We start from the raw sequence: 23,630 nt of genomic DNA on the forward strand, positions 1-23,630 counted from the left end.
AGATTAGCTCCTCCATTTCAAATCATCAACATAATAAACATTGGGTTTAGTGCCAATATGCGGCATCAATGGACGTGCAACGCCGCTTGCAACCATTTGCGCGACCGGATCATTGGCATCTTCTAAATCACCGAATAATCGTGCTGATCCAACACAGGTTGTGACACAGGCGGGTTTTTGTCCCTGTTCAACTAAATGATCGCAGAATGAACACTTATCCATACTGGCGCAGGTGCGGTGATAATCAGAGCCATAAAACGCTTGACCAATCTGCACATCATCATTCGTAATCGGAATACGCGCATGATACGGACACGCCATTGCACAGGCGCCGCATCCCATACACAATTCTTGATTAACCATGACAATGCCATTCGGTTTTTTATAGGTCGCACCAGTGGGGCAAACGGTCATACACGGTGGATTATCGCAATGATTACACAGGCGCGGGAAAAAGCGCCGATTCACATCCGAACCAATACCGATTTCTTTATCGTGAACGTAGGTTCGCCATTTTTTCTTATCCCAAACTGGGGTTTGATTTTCCATTGCGCAGGCCGCCATACACGCATTGCAACCGACACAGGTATTTAAATCAATCACCATAACAAAGTGTGGCATGTTTTATTTCCCTTCATTAAGCGGCTTTAGCAACGCGAATAGTGAATTCCTGTGAACGGAATCCGGCAACCACCGGCTCAATTTGATAAGGAATCAATTTGCTCGTTGCGGTGCCTTCACCGTGGGTACGCGACAGTGCTTTATTTTCCACGCCGAATGAACTGTACACAAAAATCACTTCCGGGTGAATTAAGCGCGTGACATAGGCATGACCAGTGGTATTTTGACCAGATTGGGTATTGGTCAATTGAATTTTATCACCCATTTTAATTCCCAACGCGGCCGCACGGTCAGGATGAATCCAAACACCTTTATACACATCAGTTTTGAACTCATTGATTGCCGCTAATACCGGATTATTACTATTGGTTGAGCCATGCGAAACAGTGGGCGTTTTACCATAAGCAAAATAAAACTCATCTTTCGCTAATGGCGCATTCACTTCTTGCGCTGACCCCGACCGCAATTTCACTGGAATATGAGTTGCCAATACATGAAAATTGAGTTCTGTATGACCGTCATCACGGAGTTGACGCATAAGATTGGAAAAGAATTCCACTCGCCCACTTTCGGTTGGCACTGGCATTTTTAATGGCATTGCATAATGTTCAAGCATGTATTCACGATCACGTTCGTGATAAACACCTTTTGCCCGCAATACCTCATCAATATGCTGCGGCGTCACGCCAAGTCGTTCAGCCGTTTGCGCAAATGACACTTCACGACAAGCCGCTTGATAAGTGCCTTTTGTCATGGTTTGGCGATTACGCTCTAATGCCGCTTTAATTGGTTCGGCTTTTAATCCAGTTAATTTTTCTACCCATTCGTGATAACCATCCGTATTGCCAGAAATGATCTCAGTCATTTTCAGTAAAATATCTGCCGTCTCCTCAGTATCATAGAGCGGTTCAATTGCGGCATAGCGGGTTGTTAATGCCAAATCGTGATTGACACCATTGCCATACAACGTCGGCTCATTACGTTCTAAATAGGTAGTATTTGGCAAAATAACATCTGCCCAGGGAGCGGTATCCGATGGCAATACTTCAATCATCACCACCAATTCGACATTGCTATGGCCAAGCGTTTCTTTCCAGCGACTGTCGGGATAATAATGCCGCACTGGATTAGATGCATTAATTAAAAAAGCGCGGGTCAGGTAAGGTTCGTTATTAAACTTGACCCGCCCTTCAACCGACTCTTTTAATCCCGCATCGGTCATCACTGGTAAAGCAACATGAAACCGTTCTGCCGCTTTTTCCTGCGCACTCCATGCCCATGTCCAACCGGGGTGACCATGTGAAAAGTTTTCACCTTTTGATAATGCACCCACCACCATTTTGGCAAATGCCATTCCCGCTAATGTGGCTAATGGCGACCCCATTTCATAGCCATGTTCCATTGCCTCATACATGTGCGCCGCTTTATGATGCACTTCGGCCGAATTCATCCAGCCACCCACGCGATCTAATCCACCCGTGAGGGCTTGAATCATTGCTTGAACACGCCGCTGCATCATCACATTACCAAAACGAGCGCCATGCCAACCCGGATCAATAATTGCCGGACGGGTGGTACCGAATTCATGTGTAATACGCGCAATATCGGTGGCTTTAATTCCGGTAATATCCGCTGCCCATTCGGGCGTATAGGTCGCTAATTCTTGAAACTGCGCATCAAAGACGGTGAGAATTGCTCGACCATCGAGAATAAAACCATTGGGCGCTTTTAATGCTGGCGTAAAGGTTTCACCCGCAATGTCATGCGTATTATCATTCGTAAACTTTGGCAAAACGCGGATTTGAGTCGTGCCTTCAACTAATACTTGTGGGCGATCTTCACTATCAGTCAATAGGCGCAATTCACCCGTTTCATCGCGGTATGCCAGCATTGGCATATTGGTATGACGCCGTAAAAAATTAGCATCATATAAACCATCTGCCATTAAAATCCGCATCATGGCTAATAAAAATGCTAAATCAGTTCCTGGACGAATAGCAATCCATTCATCGGCTTTAGCGGCGGTTTCTGAACGGCGCGGGTCTAATGCAACAATCTTGGCGCCTTTTTTACGTCCTTGTGCAAAACGCACCATTCGGCAGGTGGAAACCGCACCAATTGAAGCGTTATTCCCCATGAATAAAATGTATTTAGCATTATCAAAATCTGGCAACACTTCATCATGGATATTGAAATTACCGGTCACTAAATCAGTGCCTAAATGGCCGGTGGTCACGCAATGCTGCATAGGTGACGCGATGATATTTGGCACTTCATTCGCCATTGAAAAAGGCACTGCCCAATTCATATAAAACACACAGGATGTCCAACCGCCCACCATTGTCCATTCCCAGGGTTTAATTGCGGCCGTTTTATTCTTTTCGGCAATATAAGCGTAGGCTTCCTCCCAAGTTGCGGTGCGAAATGCGTATTCACCGCGTTGAGTACCTCCAACCCGAATCAATGGCGTTTTTAATCGGTCAGTATCATAGGTTTGACGTAATCCAGCTTGTCCACGCGCACAGATTTTACCGCGATTTAAGGTGGAATACGGATTGCCGTCTAATTTAACTACCCGCTTTTCACCATTGCGGGTGTGACTGGTCACACGCAAATTGCATAATGAAGAACAAAAATTGCAAATGCTATAAGAAATGTCTTCTTGCACTGCATCGTTTTCATTTGCAATCGCGTCGGTGGTAAGACGTGTAAGTGGTGATAAAAAGGTCAGCCCGGCGGCGCCAATACCCGAGGTTTTCAGGAATGAACGACGCGATAGGCGCGGTATACTCCAGCTCATTAAATACCTCCTCCAAGGTGACAGAATACTCCGAGGCAATTGCCCAGGACTTTAATTATTGTGATCGTCGAATGGTTGAGTTTACCGTAATAGATAGTCAACAACTAAGCCGACAAATATTGCCATACCGAAATAATTATTGTTTAAAAAAGCAGTAAAACAGGTACGCGGTTCCCGATGGCGAATGAGATACTGCTGATAAATTGCGAACGATGCGGCAATGCCCAATCCCATGTAATAAAAAATGCCAAGCGCCGCCGTGTGTCCAATGTCAATCAACATCAGCAACATGACAATTTGCAAAATACCGACGACAAGGCGATCATAATGGCCAAATAAAATTGCCGTAGATTTAATGCCAACTTTTAAGTCATCTTCACGGTCAACCATCGCATATTCGGTATCATAGATCAGCGCCCAAATAATTGTTACAATAAATAAGAGCCACGCATACATTGGAACGTGATTGGTAATTGCCATAAATGCCATCGGCACTGCCCAGCCAAAAGCAGCACCAAGAAACACTTGTGGCAGGTGAGTAAATCTTTTCATAAAAGGATAAATCATTGCTAATAACAATGCAACCACTGACATTAAAATTGTTTGCCAATTGAGCATTAACACTAGCCCAAACGCTAATAAACTGAGTGTCATAAAAACAATGACTGCTTCGCGGGGGGTCACATCGCCAGTTGCTAATGGACGAGTGCAAGTGCGCGCCACATGTCCATCAAAATCGCGGTCGGCATAATCATTAATAGCGCAGCCGGCTGAACGCATTAAAACTACACCAGTAATAAAAATTATCACAATGTGCCAGGGTGGAGAACCTGCACCGGCAAGCCATAATGCCCATAATGCTGGCCACATGAGAAGGAAAATACCAATTGGCCGATGCAGGCGTACTAATTGAATATAATAACTAATACGGGTACGCACGGTGACAGAAAAAAACGAATTGCTGTGACTGATACGTTGGGGCATGGTGTGATAGAAAATGATGGGTTGAGATCGGGTTGCAGTGATTTTAACAACGGTGCAGAGTATGCCACATTATGGTTGATTTTTGTATGCGTTGCTGATAGGGGTATTCACGTTGGTGCAGGATTGGCGTTATACTGCATTTGTTTATTATTATAATTAATTGAGCGTGGGTGAAAACATGTATGATTTTTTTGGTTGGGTCACACCGCCGGCGCAATCTGATACTGCACAATCCGAATGTATTAGGCGATTGCTGCAGCATTGTCGCAATTCCAGACAACCAATAATTTATCAAGATGCAATTAGTACAGTTGTCACAGTTGGTCAATTGGTTGATGTGGTGATGACTGATGATGTGTTGGTCATGGTGGCAGGTCGCCCTCGTATTACTAATCAAGCAGAGTCAGCGCACATTAAAAACCCTGCCGCCGCCATACTCGCATTATGGCAACAATACGAACTTAATTTGTTTGAAAAACTGCTAGGTTCATTTGCATTGATTATTATTAATCGGCGTACTGGCGCGACAGTATTTGCGATTGATCGTATCGGCATACAAACGCTTGCATTCGCCGTCACTCATCAGGGATTGGTATTTTCTAATCGAGCTGATTTGGTTGCAGCACATCCGTTTGTGGCAGCACAACTCTCGCCGCAAGCTATTTTTAATTACTTTTATTTCTTCAAAGTGCCGGCGCCGCAGACGATTTTTCAAGGGGTGGAAAAATTATTGCCGGCTGAATTTGGTCGCTATTCTAATACGACGCTAACACGTTCATTTTATTGGCAGTTGCATTATCAAGATGCCCCGCGGCGTGATATACAAGCGCAAACTATTCGTTTCCGTCAATTATTTAAAGACACGATTCAGCGGGCTTCTAATACCGATAAGGTCGCGGCTTTTTTATCCGGCGGTACAGATAGTTCAGCGGTTGCTGGAATATTAACAGATATTCAAGGTCAGGGCGCCCGCACTTATTCTATTGGATTTAATGCGTCTGGCTTTGATGAAATGGAATATGCGCGTATTGCAACACGTCATTTCAATTTAGATGCGCGTGAATATTATTTGTCGCCGCAAGATGTTGTTGATACCATTCCCATCATTGCTGCGAACTATGATGAACCCTTTGCAAATGAATCAGCGGTATCGGCATACTTTTGTGCAAAACTTGCGGCTGCTGATGGTTATCAAGTGATGCTCGGCGGTGATGGTGGCGATGAAATATTTGGTGGAAATGCGCGTTATGCACGACAACGGATTTTTGAATATTATCAATGGTTGCCATTCAAATTACGGCATTCGGTATTAGAACCATTAGCCGATTTACCTTTGGTGATGCGCCTACCGTTAATTCGTAAGTTCCATGCGTATGTCAGTAAAGCAAAAACCCCTTTACCACAACGTTTAGAGGCGTTTAATTATCTTTATCGTCAGCCATTGACCGATATGTTTTCTGCTGATTTTCTGGCTGCGATTGATCCAAAACAACCTGATTTGCTGTTAAAAGACCCTTATGAACGTGCCGATTCACAACATTACATTAATCGTATGCTGCACCTTGATCTAAAGTTAACGTTGGCTGATGATGATTTGCGCAAGGTGACAACAATGGCTAATGTGGCTGGGGTTGAAGTGCGCTATCCATTATTAGATGATGACATGGTGGCATTTTCCGGTGAAGTCCCACCGAATTGGAAAGTACGCGGTTTAACTTTACGCTGGTTTTATAAAACGGCATTACGCGGATATTTACCTGATACAATTTTAGATAAACGTAAACACGGGTTTGGATTACCATTTGGCATATGGTTAAAAGAGTATTTGCCATTAAAAGAGCGTGTCAATGATCGGTTAAGTGATTTCAAACGACGCGGCTGGTTACGCGCTGATTATATTGACCAAGTACAGGCGTCACATTTGCAAGATCACGCAATTTATTTCGGTAAACTATTATGGGTTATGCTTATTTTGGAAGAATGGTTAGAGCAACATCAAACAATTACGCATGATATATGACTGATTTAACTTTTTGGGTAGAATCACCGCATGTTTTTGTCTGTGATGGGTTGCGTCTCATTGGTGTTAGTTGTGTTCCTAAACGTATTAAACCAACTTCGACAGGGGTGCTGTTTATTATTGGTGGACCACAATATCGAGCGGGAACGCACCGGCAGATTACGTTATTGGCACGTCAGTTTGCGAGCGCTGGAATTGCGTCATTTCGCTTTGACTATCGCGGTATGGGTGATAGTGAAGGTGAAATGCGTAGTTTTGAATTCATAGAAACGGATATTAGTTCAGCAATAAAACAATTTATCTCACAAGTGACAACTGTAAAAACAATTGCACTGTGGGGATTGTGTGATGCTGCGTCAGCCGCATTATGTTACGCCTACAAGGACGGGCGCGTTAAGCAACTTATTTTGTTAAATCCTTGGGTGCATGATAATTATACAGAGGCACTTGCGCGGTTACGGCGTTATTATCCTGCGCGGTTATTTGCGCGTGATTTTTGGTATAAAACCGTGCGGTTACAACTCAACATCTCAAATATTTATCATGATTTGTTGCGATTTATTCAACAATTCAAGCCTTTTTGGATGGAAACTAGGATAATTAATACAGCCGATTTTATATCACAAATGTTAATGGGATTAGAACAGTTTAACGGCAAAATTTTGGTAATTTTAAGTCATAGTGATGATTCAACAGTGGCAGAATTTTTAGCATTATTAGCAACGAATCACCGCTGGCTACAAGCGATTCAACGCGGTAATGTCACTTGTTACCAATTAGAATCTGCAAATCATAATTTTTCTCGTCAGGAATGGCGCGAGAATATTGCTATTAAAATAATTGATTGGTTGGTTGAGAACAATAATGCTGATATTTATAAGAATTCTGCACAACTATTAGTGATGCAGCAACATGAACAAACCTAATATAAAACTTTGATAAAGGCGATAAAATGTTTGAACAGTTAAGTATTGCAACAGCGACAGATGCTGAACAGATTTATCATGGTAAGTTCAATGAAGTAGCTAACTTAGGTTGGGGGCCTAAGTTACGCCTGCGATTTAATTATTTTACACCTGACGAATACTATGAAGCACAGGTGGTAAAGTTAATTTCACCGCAAACAAAATGGCTAGACGTGGGCTGCGGCCGACATATTTTTCCGAGTAATCAAGCCTTAGCACAGCAATTAGCTGCACGAGCAAAACTATTATTTGGCGTTGATCCTGATGAAAACATTAAAGACAACCCGCTCATCCACCAGCATTTTCAAGGCGCACTAGAGGAATTCTTTACGACAAAAACCTTTGATTTAATCACTCTGCGAATGGTTGCTGAACATATTGCAAATCCAGAAGCAGCGCTAAATAAATTAGCAGAATTGACTCATGTCGGAGCTGTCGTTGTGATCTATACGCCTAATTTACATGCACCCATGTCTTATTTTGCTCGGCTGACACCATTAAAGATACACCACTTTTTTAAAAAGATTTTATGGCGTACAGAAAAACGTGACACATTCCCAGTACAATTCAAAATGAATACACGCAAAAATCTTTTCAAGTTATTTCAACATCATCATTTCAAAGAAGTACATTTTACTTATTTAGATGATTGCCGTACTTTTAGCCGATTTTTCTTTCTAAACTATATGGAGTTACTCTTAATGAAAGGATTGCGGCAGTTGGGGCTACGTTATCCTGAAAACTGCCTATTAGGTGTTTATCAAAAGATTGCTGATTAATTGTTGGGTGAAGCATCCTTCGACAGGATATTTTAAGCGTAACTTTCTTAAAATCTGAAGGATTAAAACTTTTAAATTCCTACTAACTGATGTACTACCAATTGTTATTTGTTATGTCGCTTAACGTCATTATTTTAACCAGTGGGCTAACAGGCAGCTCTGTTGTCGCGGGCTTATTCGCCCAATCAGGATATTGGGTTGGTGATGAAACTATTCACAAGCCTGACTACAATACATGGGAAAATGCAGAGTTAGTGAAATTAAATCAACAGATATTGAGTGAGACCAATTTCACCGAAAACTGGACTATGTGTTTTCGCCCAAACTTTATTGATGTAGTCACAACTTCTGCGTTGAGACTTGATCCGCAACCATATCTTTCATTTATAGAAAAATGCGCCCAGCATTCGCCCTGGATATGGAAAGACCCACGATTGTGGCTCACAATACGTTATTGGCAAACCTTGTTAGATTTAACACAAGTACGCTTTATTTTATTAACTCGTGACCCGCTTCAATCGTGGATATCAATGACATTGAGACGGCAAATCCAAACGTTCGATTATGCTCGTAAATACGAAATTGGTATCAATAACAGCTTGCGTTATTTTCTAGATAAGAATGCTTTTTGTTATATCGAAGTCGAATATGAACAATTGTTATTGCATCCAACTACAACGCTCTGGCGGATCAACAACCTAATAGATTTATCTTTGACCGTTAGTGATCTTAGAAAAACATTTAACGGGCTTCTTTATCAGTATCATCACGGTATGTTTGATTTTTTCAAAGCGATTATTATTTATGTTAAAAATTATTGGATACGTTACCGTTGAACTTTTTTTGTTGTTTTCTATTGATGCTAATGCGGCTACATTAAATACCGCTGCATTGTCTATAGTTGGAAAAAACTTGCACGGCATTGGTCCAGTTACTATTGAAGAAATCAAATTTGTACCACAACCCTGCGTCACCATTGGCATGGGTGAAATTAATGGCACTACTTGGCTTGACCATAACGTATCTCTTCATCGTCCAGAAGATGCGATGGCAAGGAATGCCATTTGGTTTCATCATTATTGTTGGGGGTTAGTTCATAAATTTCGTTCCTTATCAGCACGCGATGAAGTAACTCGTAAATTCGAAAGTAGTCAATGGCGCAAAGAAATGCAGTTTGTTGTTGGCGCAGCAAATCAATATGGAGGCGGACGTTGGCCATATCTGTTTGTCGTTCACAAAGAAATTGCAGCCGCGTATTTGGCTGAACAAAACTATATTCAAGCAGCGGCGGCGGCACGTCGTGCATTGGAATTAAAGCCCAATCTTATCAGCGCACATCTAATTCTTGCCGATGCTTTGATTGCAAATGGACAACGAGATGAAGCACTAAAAACATTACAAACAGCAATGCGATTAAAGCCTAATTCTGCATTATTGCAGCGGCGTTATCGTGTTTTAATGAATGTTGATAGTTCCGATTTTCCTAATCAAACTGTTACAGAACACTCTGATATAACCGTGAAATCGCCAAAAAAGACCGAACAGCCTGAACCACCAGTTCAAATTATTAAGTCGAGTGCTTCCAAACAACAAGTAAAGATCACTAAAACAAAAATTAAAAAATTAACTAACACAACTCAACAAAAAAAACAGCCAAATTCTGAGTTAATCAATTCAAAAAAATCAATCAACGATGATGCTCAAAAGTCAGCAGCACCAATATCCAGTTCTCACAATCCGTATTGTCGGTTTTGTCCAGTTGATTAACTCTACATAGCGAACTGAAATGTTGATGACACTCTGAGCAATATTGCAATGCGAGACTTACTGATTGTTGGAATCTTTGTTGTCTTTATTTCACAAGCGTTTTCGCGTCCTTATGTTGGAGCATATTTATGGGCGTGGTTTGCTTTTATGAACCCACAGCGCTTGAGTTGGGGATTTGCTTATAGTTTGCCTTTTTCACAAATCATCGCATTAGTCACATTTCTTTCACTCTTCATTAGTCGGGAAAGGAAACAAAATGTTTGGTCAGCACAAACAGTTATTTTACTGTTGTTGGTTATTTGGATTTGTATCACAACTATTTTTGCTGCAAATCCCGAAGGTGCGCAGAAAGAATTGACCCGTTATTTAAAAATTCAAGTGTTTATTTTTATTACGATTGCCGTCATAACAGACAAAGAAAAATTAAAAAACTTGATTTGGGTTATTGTTTTATCAATCGGATTTTTTAGTGTTAAAGGTGGCTTATTTACCATTTTGACAGGTGGTTCTTTTCGAGTTTGGGGACCAGACGATAGTTTTATTTCAGGTAACAACGAAATGGCCCTGGCAATGTTAATAACGTTACCATTGATGTATTACCTTTATTTACAGGAAAATAAAATTTGGATTAAGCGGGCATTATTAGTTTCAACGTTTTTAACCACTGCTGCTGTGCTTGGTAGCCAATCGCGTGGGGCATTTTTAGGTATTTTATGTATTGGTGTATTTTTTTGGTGGAAATCCCCTAATAAATTTGGCCCGACATTAATTATTGCCGCCGTTGCGTTACTAATCGTACTATTCATGCCGCAATCCTGGTGGGATCGAATGAATACGGTAGAATCCTATGAAGAAGATGAGTCGGCCATGCAGCGTATCAATGCTTGGACTTTTGCATGGAATGTTGCCAATGATCGGTTTTTTGGCGGCGGTGCGAATATGCACACTCGCGCAATGTATGCCATTTATGCGCCCAATCCTAATTGGGTATATGACATGCACAGCATTTATTTTCAAATACTAGGTAATCAAGGGTGGGTTGGCTTTAGTTTATTTATGCTATTGGGTATATCAACTTGGCTACGTTGTGCGTGGATTGTTCGTCATAGTCGTGGTGATCCAGATAAACGTTGGGCAACGGATTTGGGTTTAATGTTACAGGTGAGTTTAATTGGGTATGCAGCCGCAGGTGCATTCTTAAGTTTAGCCTATTTTGATTATCCTTATTATCTCATTGCAATGAGTGTCATTGCTGGCAAGCTAATACAACAACCGAATGATGGCATGGCACCACGTCAAATGAACAAAAGAACAGATCGCACCACCAAATGATAATTCCACCGATTCGTTTTCACACCACTTACCGCGCCATGGCAAGTCTCCTTTCCCCGGCTGGCAATCGCGCTGCATTGTCTGTCCTAATTTATCACCGTGTTATTCCCGAACCAGATGCGTTATTGCCAGATGTAGTGGATGCTGCAACGTTCACACAACAAGTATTAGCATTACACACTTGTTTTAATGTATTACCACTTGCTGAAGCCATTGAACGGCTAATTAAACACGCCTTGCCCGAGCGCGCCGTTTGTCTTACATTTGATGATGGTTATGCAGATAATCTGACCGTAGCAGCGCCAATTTTAGTTAAATACGGATTACCTGCAACCTGTTTTATCGCCACTGATTATCTTGAAGGCGGACGGATGTTTAATGATACAGTAATTGAAGCAGTGCGACGGGCTGCTCCAATAACTGTTTCTTTAGATTCATTAGGATTAGGCCAGTACGATTTATCTTCTGCTGCTAAAAAACTTGCCGCCATTGACCACTTAATAGCGCAAGTCAAGTATTTACCTGCGGCGCAGCGATTAGAGCGTATTAACCAGTTGACAGCCGTCTTGACCAATGAACCATTGCCAACTGATTTAATGCTAACCGGCGGTCAAGTACAACAACTGGCAGCAATGGGAATAGAAATCGGGGCGCATACGGCGAGTCATCCTATTCTAACGCAATTGTCACTGACTGAAGTACGCGATGACATAACACGCGGGCGAGCGCGACTAGAATCATTACTGAATAGCCAAATCAAATTATTTGCTTATCCCAATGGCAAACCCAATACCGATTACACCGCCGATCACATTCAGTTAATTCAAGATTTGGGATTTATTGGCGCCGTTTCAACTGCGTGGGGGTGTGCGCATTCAACAACAGATCATTATCAATTGCCACGCTTTACTCCCTGGGCAAAACAACCCGAACGCTTTATACAGCAGTTATTGCGTAATTTATTACGACGGCAAACCATACCGTCATTATTAACACGGTCGATTAATCATCATTAAACCAGCACTTCAAGCGGTGGTTCATGCCCCAAAAATCCCAATGGACTAGCAGTTAAACCGTATGCCCCTGATTGTAAAATTGCGATTAAATCCCCTGCCTGTGCGTGTCCTAATGGTGCGTTTTCAGCTAATATGTCGCGTGGGCTGCATAATAAACCAACAACGTTGGTCATGCTGGGTTCATTATCAGACACAACCCGATTAGCAACCAGCAACGGATAGTTTTTACGCACTAATTGTCCCATATTACCTGTCGCATTGAGATGGTGATGCAGCCCACCATCCGTAATTAAAAAGCGTTGTCCGTGTGATTCTTTAAGATAAGTTACTTGAGTCACATAAATACCTGCTTCACCAATCAATGCGCGTCCTAATTCAACAATAAACATCGTTTGTGGAAAATCAGTTTTTGCTTGGGTTAGCTGTTTGGTAAATTCTGTGCCCAACTTCTTTAGGTCTAGCAATTGATCGCCGGGAAAATAGGGAATACCAAAACCGCCACCAAGATTAATGTATTTGATTGGCACAGTGCAATGACGACTTAATTGGCGTATCAATGCAATAGTTTGGGTTATTGACTCGATGATTTCAGCGGCATTCAGATTTTGTGAACCGGCAAAAACATGAAACCCTAAAAAAGCGACTTTATCATTGGGCAACTGCGCTAATAATGTCGGGATTTGTTCGGCATCAATCCCAAAAGGTTTTGCCCCGCCGCCCATTTTCATACGCGACGACTTCAATTCAAAAGGTGGATTGACTCGCAACATGATTTGCGGAAGGAGTGCTAGTTCCTGTCCCAATTGAATAATCAACTCTAATTCTGCTTCCGATTCAACAATAATGACAACACCTGCTGCAATTGCCTGACTTAATTCACTACGTTGTTTGCCAGGTCCGGCAAAACTAATGTGGCTCGCTGGCATCGGCGTATCTAAAGCAATTCGCATTTCTCGTGCAGAGGCAACATCAAAACCATCTATTAATGCAGCAAATTGTTGAACAACTGCCGGCATTGGGTTTGCCTTAATTGCATAATGCACATGCACTTCTGGAGGTAAAACCTGCCGTAATGCTTTTACTCGTTGTTTTATAATTGCGCGATCATAAACATAAAATGGTGTGCGTCCAACCCGCGCTGCAAGTCGTGTAATTGGCATTCCTCCAACCATTAATTCATTATTCACGACTGGAAAAAGCAACGGGACATGGTGTTCTAGGGCATTCATACTGTGGGTTCCGAAAACAGCGTAGCAATTGTTTGAGTTAATAATTGACGATCTACTTTGCCATTGGGATTACGCGGCAAAGGATTAGAATAAATAATAAGTCGATGGGGCACCATAAATGCGGGTAATCGTTGTTGGCATTCAGTTAATAACGTGGTGTTAATTGTCGGGTCTGCGTTGAGTGCATAAACAATAGCAACAATTGCTTGCCCCAATACGGGATGCGCAACACCTAATGCAACTACTTCGGTGATTAATCCTGTCGCATAAATGACTTCTTCAATTTCAGTGGGGCTGACTCGATACCCCGAGGTTTTAATCATTTCATCCCGTCGCCCAATGAAATATAAAAAACCTTCATCATCCATTTTAACAGCGTCACCCGACCAGACTGCAATTTCAGTTAATGGCAAACCTGTTATTTGCCCGGGGGCGGGTCGAAAGCGTTCGGCAGTTTTTTCAGGATCATTCCAATACCCCATTGCCACATGCACACCACGATGTACTAATTCCCCCGGTTCATTCGGAGCGCATAAATGACCATTGGGATGAACCACTTGGATTTCCGCATTGGGAATCGCTTTACCAATAGAGTCCGGGCGCTGTTCAATGTATTCGGGTGGTAAATAAGTTGAACGAAAGGCTTCCGTAAGTCCATACATTAGATAAGGTTGAGTTTTTGGTAATTGCGTTCTTAATTGTGCTAATGTCGAGATCGGCATTGCTCCACCAGAATTGGTGAAATAACGCAAATGCTCGGTAATTTCTATTGGCCACTTGAGCTGTGCTAATTGAATCCACAATGGTGGCACGGCAGCCAAGCCAGTGATTTGTTCACGCGCTGCGGCACGAATTACGTCACGCGGTAAAAGATAATTCATTAAAACAACGCTGGCGCCAACTAAAAATGCAGTCGTTAATTGATTAAAACCGTAATCAAAACTCAACGGTAATACTGATAAAATGCGGTCTGCCGAATGATTCCGTAAATACTCCGCCACACTGATAGCGCCTGCCACAAAATTACGATGCGCTAATACCACGCCTTTCGGGCGACCAGTGCTGCCAGATGTATAAAAAATAGCAACCATATCTTGATCGATAACCCGCCAAGCTGGACAAGATTGCACACCGTCTTTATCATTCCATGCACGAATTATCACGTTTTTGGGCAATTCAAGATAATCAACATGCGCTGCGCCAACTAATAAAATGATACGCATATCTGGACATTGATTAAGCACTGGGGCGAGCAATTCTAAACGCGCCGGCGATGTCACTAATAAACGCACATTACAATCTGCTAAAATATAACCAACTTGTTCAGCTTTTAATAGCGGGTTAATCGGAATAAATACGCCTCCAGCAGCCGCCGCAGCAAATAATGCAACAACTGTTTCTAATCGTTTTTCTAAATACACCGCCACCCGTTCACTGCGCTGTAATCCTAATGCGAGATAATGATTTGCGGCGGCGTTAATGGCGTCAGCCAGCACATCATAAGTCAGCGTTTCATTTGCATAGCGCACTGCGCAGGCGCTCGGGTTATTTTCTGCTTGATGCAATACCAAGTGATGCAATAGCGTCGGTGGCACATTCGTTGCCATCGTTATTCTCCAATCGTAGTCAGAATTAAAAATAAAACAGCACGATTATAAATGAAGCAATTTTTTAATGCTAGACCGCAAGCGGTGATTTGCGGTATTCATTAGCCCCCGCCAATGAAATGGATTAGTAGCAAGAATACCCCAACGTTCGCGCCGGTGGGTCATCCAATCACGTTTATAGGAATCATCACCAATGAGGTAATCAATTTCTGTTACGTTGTCAACCGTTATGACGTGTTGCATTAAATGCGCAGTTAATAATGAACCCGGCGAAAATTCAGCAAAACGTGGATCATAAGCTAATTTACAAATCGCGGCGCGTTGTTGTGTAACTATCCATAATTGCGTTGCGGCTGGCGTATTATCAATCATTGCAAATCCGAGGCGCAACTCACCGCGTACTGCGAGTTGACGAATCAATTGCGGAATAAAGTATGGAAAAGGTTCAGGACTTTTCCAACTGGCAGCATAAATGGTTTGATAGGCATCTATTGCGTTTTCTAATTCAGCGCCACCCGTAATTATTCGGAATTGCCCGCGTCCGTGCTGAGAGAATTTTTTATTTTTTCGTGCTAAAGTATGACGCAATGCCGCTGGGCGTTCAGCATAATACCGTTCGTAGGTTAATCCAGTGGTTGGTAAATACCAATTGCCAAAACAAAAAAACGCATCACTTAACCAACCGGCATTATCTAAACACTCATGCCATTGCGGTAAGGTGTTTTGCGCTAATGGACGTAAAATTAAAGTGGCAGGCCGTAATACCTGCCGCACTTGAATGAGTAATTCAGTTAATGCAGTATTACCACCTACACCATTTATTATTGGGTTGTATAAAGTGGTATAGCAATTAGTGAGTGCGCGCAAGTGGTGATGTTGGCGTAATGAACTGCACAGTGGTAATAACGCATAACCTGATTGCGGGACGGTTATTTCATTAAACCAAAACTGAGGGGATTCATCAGCATTTAAACCGTGATCTATTAATAATTGCCACCAGTCAGCGCCTAGTTCTGGATTGTTCAATTCAGCGATATTAAGAAGCTGTTGGTAAATCACTGGCAATTGATTAGCATGGCTAACGTAACCCATTTGCTGATTCATGGTGCGCGACCTTTGGCGCAAAATCATAATGAAACGTTCCGTTTTAATTTAAACAGGGCGTGTAATGAAGTGAGTAAGTTCGCCAGACTTTAATACGGTGTGATACGCTATTCGTCACGCGAGTGCGGCAGCATTCAATAACAAGTATAATTACTATTTTGTTGACATATTTTGGTATAAAGCGATGAACATTATTGAACAAATTACGGCATTACGGCAGCAGTTAGCGCAATGGCGACAGGCGGGGCAACGTATTGCATTAGTCCCAACAATGGGTGCATTGCATGACGGGCATTTGAGTTTAGTGCAATTAGCATTCACGCATGCCGAGCGCGTGGTCGTGAGTGTATTTGTTAATCCACTCCAATTCGGCCCGAGTGAGGATTTTACTCGCTATCCACGCACCTTTGCAAATGATGTTGCGCAATTAACGCGGGTTGGGACGCATCTTTTATTTGCCCCAACCGTAAAGGAGCTCTATCCAAATGGTCAAGCATTGCATACGCGAGTGCTGGTGCCAGAATTATCAACGCAATTATGCGGTGTGACTCGTCCAGCCTTTTTTGATGGCGTGGCGACCGTTGTTACTAAACTATTTAATATTGTGCAACCCGATTGTGCGGTATTCGGCGAAAAGGATTATCAGCAATTGGTGTTAATTCGCCAATTGGTGGCAGATTTGAATTGGCCAATTATGATTCATGGTGCGCCGACAGTGCGCGCTGCAGATGGTTTGGCATTAAGTTCACGCAATGCGTATTTAACTCCGACGGAACGAGCAATTGCATCGCAATTATACGCAGTATTAAAACAGGCGGCGACAGCAGTGCGGGCGGGAATAGCAATTGACCAGATCGAGCATACGGCGCGTGAACAATTAAATCAACATGGATTGCGGCCAGATTATGTCAGTATCCGACGGGCAATTGATTTGGCGGTGCCGATTGAAGGTGATAAATCATTGGTAATTTTGGCCGCGGTTTATTTAGGAACAACGCGGTTGATTGATAATTTGACGGTGGTGCGTAATGAAACTGACGCTTGATGAATCGTGATTCATTAACAATTTGCGAGTTATTTGCATGACTGGTTTAATCGCTAAGTTCATTCACGCGCCGCGCCGCTGCAATAACAGTTGAGACTCGCCGGTTTACCCCCGATAATGCCTGTCATCTGGTTAAACGGTGGGGTTGTTGCCCCAAAAAGTAAAGGAATTCAAGCTGATATGAAAATAGGCATTCCCGCAGAAACGCTGCCCGGTGAGCAGCGCGTAGCGACCACGCCCGAGGTCGTGAAAAAATTGGTGGCGAAGGGCTTCACAATTTTGATCGAATCTGGCGCGGGGACGGCCGCCTGTTACCCTGATGCCGAGTTTGCCGCCGCTGGGGCGCAACTGGTTGATCGGTCAGCAGTTTTTGACGCCGATCTGGTGCTGAAAGTCCGCCGCCCGACGGCTGACGAGGCGGCGGCAGTGCGCACTGGTACGGTGTACATTAGTTTGCTGGAAAGTTGTGGCGCCGATGCACTTGTCGCAGAAATGACGCATCGCGGCGTGCAGGTGCTGGGAATGGAACGGATGCCGCGCATTTCGCGGGCGCAGGCGATGGACGCACTGTCGTCACAAAGCAACATCGCCGGGTATCGCGCCGTGATCGAAGCCGCCGCCCACAACAAACGCTTTTTTCCCGCCATGATGACCGCCGCCGGCGCGGCAAAACCCGCCCGCGTCGTGGTGTTGGGCGCTGGCGTCGCGGGTTTGCAGGCGATTGCCACCGCTCGCCGCCTCGGTGCGGACGTTCACGCTTACGATGTCCGCCCCGAAACCCGCGAGCAGATTTTATCACTCGGTGCAAAACCAATTGAATTAGATTTGGGTGAAAGCGGCGCGGGTGCTGGTGGCTATGCGCGGGAATTATCAGCGGAAGCAAAAGCGAAACAACAAGCGGCATTAGCGAATGAATTAGTGCGGGCGCAAGTCATTATTACTACGGCATTGATTCCGTGTCGCCCGGCGCCGGAGTTAATTACCACTGATGTAATAGAACGCTTGCGTCCCGGCGCCGTGGTAGTTGATTTAGCAGCGGCAAACGGCGGTAATTGTAAATTGACGGTTGCCGATCAGGTCATTGAACATCAGGGCGTGACGTTAATTGGTTATACGAATTATCCATCACGAGTAGCGACTGATGCCAGCAGTTTTTATGCAAAGAACTTAATGAACTTGCTGGACATCATGGTGGAAAAAACCACCGATGAACTGCGCTTGCGTGATTTGCAAAACGATGAAATTACCCGCGCTATGTTAATTGCTGCTGACTAACCGTTGCCAGCACTGTTTTAATTCACAGGAATCACACCATGTCGGAATCGGTATTAGCACTGTACGTTTTTTTACTCGCCTGTTTTATTGGCTATTACGTCGTCTGGGGCGTCACGCCCGCATTACACACACCATTGGTCGCATTAACCAACGCCATTTCGGGGATTGTATTAGTTGGTGCATTATTAGTCACAGGTTTAGATCAGGCCGGCTTTGCCGCATCCGCGATGGGATTCATTGCCGTGTTATTAGCCAGTATTAACGTCTTCGGCGGGTTTTTAGTCACCCACCGCATGTTATCCATGTTCAAAAAGAAGAATAAAGGTTAGTCAGGTTTATTGCCATGTCAATTCCAGTTTTACCACCATCCACCACCGCAATTGATTTAGCCGCTATGACCTTATCGCCTAATGCACAAGCAATGGCGTATCTATTGTCAGCGGTGTTATTTATTTTTGCGTTAAAAGGTTTAACCCACCCAACAACAGCGCGGCGCGGCAATCTATTCGGCATGTTGGGCATGTTAATTGCCATTGCCGCAACCTTGATGGGCAGCGCCGTGCAAACCTATGGGTTAATTATTGTCGGTATTGGTTGCGGCGCCGTGATTGGTATCATCATTGCCAAACGCATTCAAATGACCGCCATGCCGCAATTAGTCGCGGCATTGCACAGCTTTGTTGGCATGGCGGCAGTATTAGTTGCTATTGGCACCTTTTTTAATAAACGCGCCAGTGCCGAATTAACCGGGCTATTAATGGGCGAATTATCCGCTGGTATTGTGATTGGCGCCATTACCTTCACCGGCTCCGTGATTGCGTTTGGTAAATTGCAAGGGTTAATTAGCGGTAAACCGGTCAAGTTCAGCGGGCAGCATTTCATCAATGCGCTATTAGCGATGGCGACCGTTGCATTAGCGGTGCATTTCGGTTTAACAGGTGCGCTCTGGTCGTTATTATTAATGACATTGCTGGCATTTATTTTAGGCGCAACCTTAATTATTCCAATTGGCGGCGCGGACATGCCAGTCGTGATTTCAATGCTGAATAGCTATTCAGGTTGGGCGGCCGCGGCAACGGGTTTTACGCTGCACAACTATTTGTTAATTATTGTCGGGGCGCTGGTTGGATTTTCGGGTGCAATTCTTTCTTATATTATGTGTAAGGCAATGAATCGCTCAATTATTAACGTCATTTTCGGTGGCTTTGGTTCGGATAATGAAAGTGCGAATACGGCGACCGCGGCCGCAGGTCAGGGTGTTAAATCAGCGTCAGTTGAAGATGCGATTTATTGGATGGAAGATGCCAGTAAAATTATTATTATTCCCGGCTATGGCATGGCGGTTGCACAAGCACAACATGCGTTAAAAGAATTGATGGAGCAATTACAAGCGCGGGGGGCGGAGGTATTATTTGCTATTCACCCGGTCGCCGGGCGAATGCCAGGACACATGAACGTTTTATTAGCTGAGGCGGATATTCCGTATGATTTGGTTATGGAAATGGATGAGATCAATCCCGAGTTTCCGAGCGCGGATGTGGCGTTAATTGTCGGAGCAAATGATGTGGTTAATCCCGCCGCAAAGGATGATAAAAGCAGTCCAATTTATGGAATGCCGATTTTAGAAGCGAATAAAGCGCGGCAGGTGTATTTCCTCAAGCGTTCAATGCGTCCGGGCTATTCAGGTGTGGATAATTTATTATTCTACCAAGAGAATACCGCGCTGATTTTTGGTGATGCTAAAGCGACAATTGAGGGCATGGTTGCGGCATTAAAACGGCAATAAAACAGCGCGGCGGCAATTGATCGCGCACCAGTTGAATGACTAAATGACGTTGCCGATTGAATTACCGCCGCTGCTGGTTTACTCGGCATCTTTACCACCACTTTGAGTGTGATTTAATCAATATGACTTATTCTGATTCTCATCAAACCATTATTGAAACTGCCTTTGAAAACCGCGCCGACATCACGCCGCGCACAGTAGATACGCACGTTAAAGATGCGGTATTGGCGACCATTGAACGCCTGGATCGGGGTGAATTGCGCGTTGCCGAACGCAATGAAACTGGGCAATGGGTGGTGAATGATTGGGTCAAAAAAGCGGTATTGCTGTGGTTTCGGATTGAAGATAATCAGTTAATGAACGGTGGTTGCACCAATTATTATGACAAGGTGCCGAGTAAATACGCCAATGCCACCGCGCAATCATTTCGCATAGCGGGAGTGAGAGTGGTGCCGCCGGCAATGGTGCGGCGCGGCGCTTTTATTGCACCGAGCTGTGTGTTAATGCCATCTTATGTCAATATCGGTGCGTATGTTGATTCAGGGACAATGGTGGATACTTGGGCGACGGTTGGTTCATGTGCGCAAATTGGTAAAAACGTGCATTTATCAGGCGGCGTTGGAATTGGCGGGGTATTAGAACCGGTGCAGGCGGCGCCGACTATTATTGAAGATGATTGTTTTATTGGGGCGCGGTCGGAGGTGGTTGAAGGCGTAATTGTTGAGCAGGGTTCGGTGATTTCAATGGGCGTTTATATTGGGCAAAGTACCAAAATTTATAATCGCCTGACGGGTGAGATTTCATTCGGGCGGGTGCCGGCCGGGTCGGTGGTGGTATCAGGTAATTTACCAGCGGCAGATGGGTCGCACAGTTTATATTGCGCGGTGATTATTAAACAGGTGGATGCAAAAACGCGCAGCAAAGTTGGGATTAATGAATTATTGCGCGATATTTAATTGACATAAACCGCCGGGGTAATTGCATCAAACTGCCCCACTGTTTTAATTTTAATCACCAGCGGCGCGAGTTCATTCAGCGCCGCTGTTCGTTTCATCCAGTTTAATTCAATTCAATCTGCGCTTGGCCATGCCGCACGAATGGCGGTTTAACAATGCGCGCCGCCACTGGTGTATTGCGAATAATGACGTGACAGGGATCACCGATGGTCAGAGTTTTATTAATCAAGCGCGCCAGCGCAATCGAACGCTGCAAGGTCGGTGCAAATCCACCCGAGGTAATCACACCAATTGAATCTTGATGATGATTCGTCACCACCTGCCCCGGCCGCATAATGCCGCGCCCCAATAGCAATAAACCGACAAACGGGCGGTAATGATCGCTGGCGCGTTGTGCCTCCAGCGCCGCCCGTCCAATGAATCGGCGATCTGTCGGCTGCCACGCCACCGTCCACGCCACGCCGCTATCCAATGGCGTGGTGGTTTCGTCCATGTCCTGCCCGTACAGATTCATGCCCGCCTCCAGCCGCAAGGTGTCACGCGCCCCGAGTCCACACGGCGTAAATCCCGCCGCGATCAGTTGCGTCCACACGGCCGCCGCTTCGGTGTTGGGCAGCATCAGTTCAAAACCATCCTCGCCGGTGTAACCCGTCCGCGCAATGAACCAGTCCAGATCATCGGCGGAGGTCGCGGTGAACGGCGGCAAGGCGAGGGCGGCGTCGCGCAACTGGGCGGGCAACACCGCGGCGGCTTTGGCTCGCGCATTCGGCCCTTGCAGCGCCAGCAGCGCGAGCGGGCGTTGGATAAAAGTGACTTCTAAATCAGTGATTTGAGAGCGCATCCAGTTCAGGTCACGCTCGGCGGTGGCGGCGTTTAACACGAGGCGGTAGCCGTTGCCGGCGGGTTGGCGATAGACGATGAGGTCGTCCACGATGCCGCCGGCGGGATTGAGCAGGCAACTGTAGAGCGCCTTGCCGTGCGTGGTGAGGCGGGCGATGTCGTTGGCTAACAGACGGCGCAGTGCCAGTTGCGCGGCGTCACCGTCCACGTCAATCGCCCGCATGTGCGAGACATCAAATAGCCCGGCGTCAGTGCGCACGGCGTGATGTTCGGCCAGTTGCGAGCCGTAGTGCAGCGGCATGTCCCAGCCGCCAAACGGCATGAACGTTGCGCCAAGTTGTTGATGGACTGGGTAAAGTTCGGTGCGGTACAAAGCGGACATGGCGGTTAATTTTGCTTTCTTGGGAGGGGTTAAAATTGATAGGGTTGCCACATAGTATCCAATAAACTGTGTTTTGCTTAGCATGATTGAGGAATGCTGAGTCCGTTAGCATATTTCTGACAGAGAACGACTTTGACAGTGCAAAAATCCGTCGTTATCCTAAAACTGGGTAGCATGTATTTTATGGCGATAACCAAGCGCGTGCTACTCAATCACGCTCTTTAACAAGTTCGAGTATGCGGTTGCCAGCACGAGTTGCTGGCGTAAAACTTGAAACGCATCAAAGAGTTCGCGCTGTAAAAACATTTGTTTTTGCAGCCTTGGTAGATACACCCCAATCTTCGGACTGGCAGTTAAGCGTTACTGAGCATTGCTCACTAATGCTTAAGAAAAATGTATCGGCATTAATAACCAGTGACAGGTGTTACACGGCTACAGCATGGGATGCGATCTGATGTGACCGATGGGCATAGGATAGACAGGCAAGAATATCGTCACGTTCTAGCCACGCATAACCGAGCGCCCAAATTGCGTCCCGCCGCAAGCGGGGCAGGCGGGAATGCAGCCGGTCTGCGTCAAGGTCACGGCCGCGCCGCAGCCAGTACAGCGTAACGTGCCAGGTGCGGTGATGTCGCCCGTTTGGTAGCGGTCAAACTGCCGCCCCTCGTGCTGGAGCTGGCGCAATTGCAAACTGGTTTGATCGGCGACGCTGGTAAAGGCGGTGAGAATGCGCTCTTCAATTAACGCCACATCAAAGCGCCACCAATTGCGTAAATCATCCCCGGTGGTGACAAGATAACTGGCGGCGTCGTGTAAATCCCGTTCTAAATAATCACCAATGCGATTGGCTTCCTCGCGGGTTAATTCGCCCAATTCCACCATGCGATCACGGACGGCGGCTAATTGATCGCGCAGTTTTGTGAAGACCGGCGCGGCGTTATCCGCTTCAGCGGTGGAATGAACATGCAGCAGGTCTAACATGCGTTCATAGGCGCGGATCAGGCGATTGGAATATAAATCTGATGGCGGCGGCGTGATTGGATCAGTGGAATGCGGCATGATTGATTTCCTGATGATGTGAATTGAGTTGGTATGAATGGTGGTGAATAAAACTGGCGCCGT

Annotated in this window: 20 protein-coding genes; 12 read left to right on the top strand and 8 right to left on the bottom strand. The window is 44.9% G+C overall.

Annotation, left to right across the window (positions count from 1 at the left end):
• Positions 1–3 precede the first annotated feature (3 nt).
• The 3 genes from HUK38_RS03850 to ubiA all read right to left on the bottom strand — a co-directional run bounded on the left by HUK38_RS03850 (position 4) and on the right by ubiA (position 4,405).
• Positions 4–621 (bottom strand): 4Fe-4S dicluster domain-containing protein, encoded by a 618-nt coding sequence (locus tag HUK38_RS03850; RefSeq protein ID WP_182582651.1) that lies wholly within the window; start codon positions 619–621, stop codon positions 4–6.
• Positions 622–637: 16 nt separating this feature from the next.
• Complete coding sequence (locus HUK38_RS03855; RefSeq protein WP_182582653.1) at positions 638–3,421, bottom strand: molybdopterin-dependent oxidoreductase; 2,784 nt, start codon at positions 3,419–3,421, stop codon at positions 638–640.
• A gap of 81 nt (positions 3,422–3,502) precedes the next feature.
• Positions 3,503–4,405: a 4-hydroxybenzoate octaprenyltransferase gene (gene ubiA, locus HUK38_RS03860; RefSeq protein WP_182582655.1), complete on the bottom strand. Its 903-nt coding sequence runs from the start codon at positions 4,403–4,405 to the stop codon at positions 3,503–3,505.
• 178 nt (positions 4,406–4,583) lie between these two features.
• On the opposite strand from ubiA, the gene HUK38_RS03865 reads away from it, so the two are divergent.
• The 7 genes from HUK38_RS03865 to HUK38_RS03895 all read left to right on the top strand — a co-directional run bounded on the left by HUK38_RS03865 (position 4,584) and on the right by HUK38_RS03895 (position 12,284).
• On the top strand, positions 4,584–6,425 hold the full coding sequence (locus HUK38_RS03865; RefSeq protein WP_182582657.1) for an asparagine synthetase B family protein: 1,842 nt from the start codon (positions 4,584–4,586) through the stop codon (positions 6,423–6,425).
• Complete coding sequence (locus tag HUK38_RS03870; protein WP_182582659.1) at positions 6,422–7,351, top strand: hydrolase 1, exosortase A system-associated; 930 nt, start codon at positions 6,422–6,424, stop codon at positions 7,349–7,351. Before HUK38_RS03865 ends, HUK38_RS03870 begins: the two co-directional genes overlap by 4 nt.
• A gap of 26 nt (positions 7,352–7,377) precedes the next feature.
• Positions 7,378–8,169 carry a class I SAM-dependent methyltransferase gene (locus HUK38_RS03875; protein ID WP_182582661.1) on the top strand — a complete coding sequence of 264 codons (792 nt, stop codon included), beginning with the start codon at positions 7,378–7,380 and terminating at the stop codon, positions 8,167–8,169.
• Between the two features lie 113 nt (positions 8,170–8,282).
• Positions 8,283–9,005 (top strand): hypothetical protein, encoded by a 723-nt coding sequence (locus HUK38_RS03880; protein ID WP_182582663.1) that lies wholly within the window; start codon positions 8,283–8,285, stop codon positions 9,003–9,005.
• The gene (locus HUK38_RS03885) at positions 8,974–9,936 is read left to right on the top strand and encodes a tetratricopeptide repeat protein (RefSeq protein WP_182582665.1); all 963 of its coding nucleotides are present in this window, start codon (positions 8,974–8,976) and stop codon (positions 9,934–9,936) included. Before HUK38_RS03880 ends, HUK38_RS03885 begins: the two co-directional genes overlap by 32 nt.
• Positions 9,937–9,984: 48 nt before the next feature.
• Positions 9,985–11,268 carry a putative O-glycosylation ligase, exosortase A system-associated gene (locus tag HUK38_RS03890; RefSeq protein WP_182582667.1) on the top strand — a complete coding sequence of 428 codons (1,284 nt, stop codon included), beginning with the start codon at positions 9,985–9,987 and terminating at the stop codon, positions 11,266–11,268.
• A complete protein-coding gene (locus HUK38_RS03895; RefSeq protein ID WP_182582669.1) occupies positions 11,265–12,284 on the top strand; it encodes a polysaccharide deacetylase family protein in 1,020 nt (339 codons plus the stop codon). The genes HUK38_RS03890 and HUK38_RS03895 overlap by 4 nt, the downstream gene beginning before the upstream one ends.
• On the opposite strand, the gene HUK38_RS03900 is transcribed toward HUK38_RS03895, so the two are convergent.
• From HUK38_RS03900 to HUK38_RS03910, 3 genes are read right to left on the bottom strand one after another with little or no spacing between them, the layout of a single operon-like run.
• On the bottom strand, positions 12,281–13,513 hold the full coding sequence (locus HUK38_RS03900) for a pyridoxal-dependent decarboxylase, exosortase A system-associated (protein ID WP_182582671.1): 1,233 nt from the start codon (positions 13,511–13,513) through the stop codon (positions 12,281–12,283). The genes HUK38_RS03895 and HUK38_RS03900 overlap by 4 nt on opposite strands.
• Positions 13,510–15,120, bottom strand: coding sequence for an acyl-CoA ligase (AMP-forming), exosortase A system-associated (locus HUK38_RS03905; RefSeq protein WP_182582673.1), 1,611 nt, complete (start codon positions 15,118–15,120; stop codon positions 13,510–13,512). Before HUK38_RS03905 ends, HUK38_RS03900 begins: the two co-directional genes overlap by 4 nt.
• A gap of 45 nt (positions 15,121–15,165) precedes the next feature.
• Complete coding sequence (locus HUK38_RS03910; protein WP_238787438.1) at positions 15,166–16,212, bottom strand: GNAT family N-acetyltransferase; 1,047 nt, start codon at positions 16,210–16,212, stop codon at positions 15,166–15,168.
• Positions 16,213–16,408: 196 nt separating this feature from the next.
• On the opposite strand from HUK38_RS03910, the gene panC reads away from it, so the two are divergent.
• From panC to dapD, 5 genes are all read left to right on the top strand, one after another.
• Positions 16,409–17,269, top strand: coding sequence for a pantoate--beta-alanine ligase (gene panC / locus HUK38_RS03915; protein ID WP_182582677.1), 861 nt, complete (start codon positions 16,409–16,411; stop codon positions 17,267–17,269).
• A 180-nt stretch (positions 17,270–17,449) separates the two neighbouring features.
• Positions 17,450–18,544 (top strand): Re/Si-specific NAD(P)(+) transhydrogenase subunit alpha, encoded by a 1,095-nt coding sequence (locus HUK38_RS03920; protein ID WP_182582680.1) that lies wholly within the window; start codon positions 17,450–17,452, stop codon positions 18,542–18,544.
• 38 nt (positions 18,545–18,582) lie between these two features.
• Positions 18,583–18,873, top strand: a complete 291-nt coding sequence (locus HUK38_RS03925) for a proton-translocating transhydrogenase family protein (protein ID WP_182582682.1) — start codon at positions 18,583–18,585, stop codon at positions 18,871–18,873.
• A 65-nt stretch (positions 18,874–18,938) separates the two neighbouring features.
• On the top strand, positions 18,939–20,330 hold the full coding sequence (locus HUK38_RS03930) for an NAD(P)(+) transhydrogenase (Re/Si-specific) subunit beta (protein WP_182582764.1): 1,392 nt from the start codon (positions 18,939–18,941) through the stop codon (positions 20,328–20,330).
• Between the two features lie 122 nt (positions 20,331–20,452).
• Complete coding sequence (dapD, locus tag HUK38_RS03935) at positions 20,453–21,286, top strand: 2,3,4,5-tetrahydropyridine-2,6-dicarboxylate N-succinyltransferase (protein WP_182582684.1); 834 nt, start codon at positions 20,453–20,455, stop codon at positions 21,284–21,286.
• Between the two features lie 103 nt (positions 21,287–21,389).
• Here dapD and gcvT read toward each other — a convergent pair whose 3' ends face one another.
• The gene (gene gcvT, locus HUK38_RS03940) at positions 21,390–22,508 is read right to left on the bottom strand and encodes a glycine cleavage system aminomethyltransferase GcvT (RefSeq protein ID WP_182582686.1); all 1,119 of its coding nucleotides are present in this window, start codon (positions 22,506–22,508) and stop codon (positions 21,390–21,392) included.
• A gap of 501 nt (positions 22,509–23,009) precedes the next feature.
• Positions 23,010–23,567, bottom strand: coding sequence for a zinc ribbon-containing protein (locus tag HUK38_RS03945; RefSeq protein ID WP_182582688.1), 558 nt, complete (start codon positions 23,565–23,567; stop codon positions 23,010–23,012).
• Positions 23,568–23,630 lie beyond the last annotated feature (63 nt).

This window comes from Thiospirillum jenense, from assembly GCF_014145225.1.
GTDB classification, from domain to species: domain Bacteria; phylum Pseudomonadota; class Gammaproteobacteria; order Chromatiales; family Chromatiaceae; genus Thiospirillum; species Thiospirillum jenense.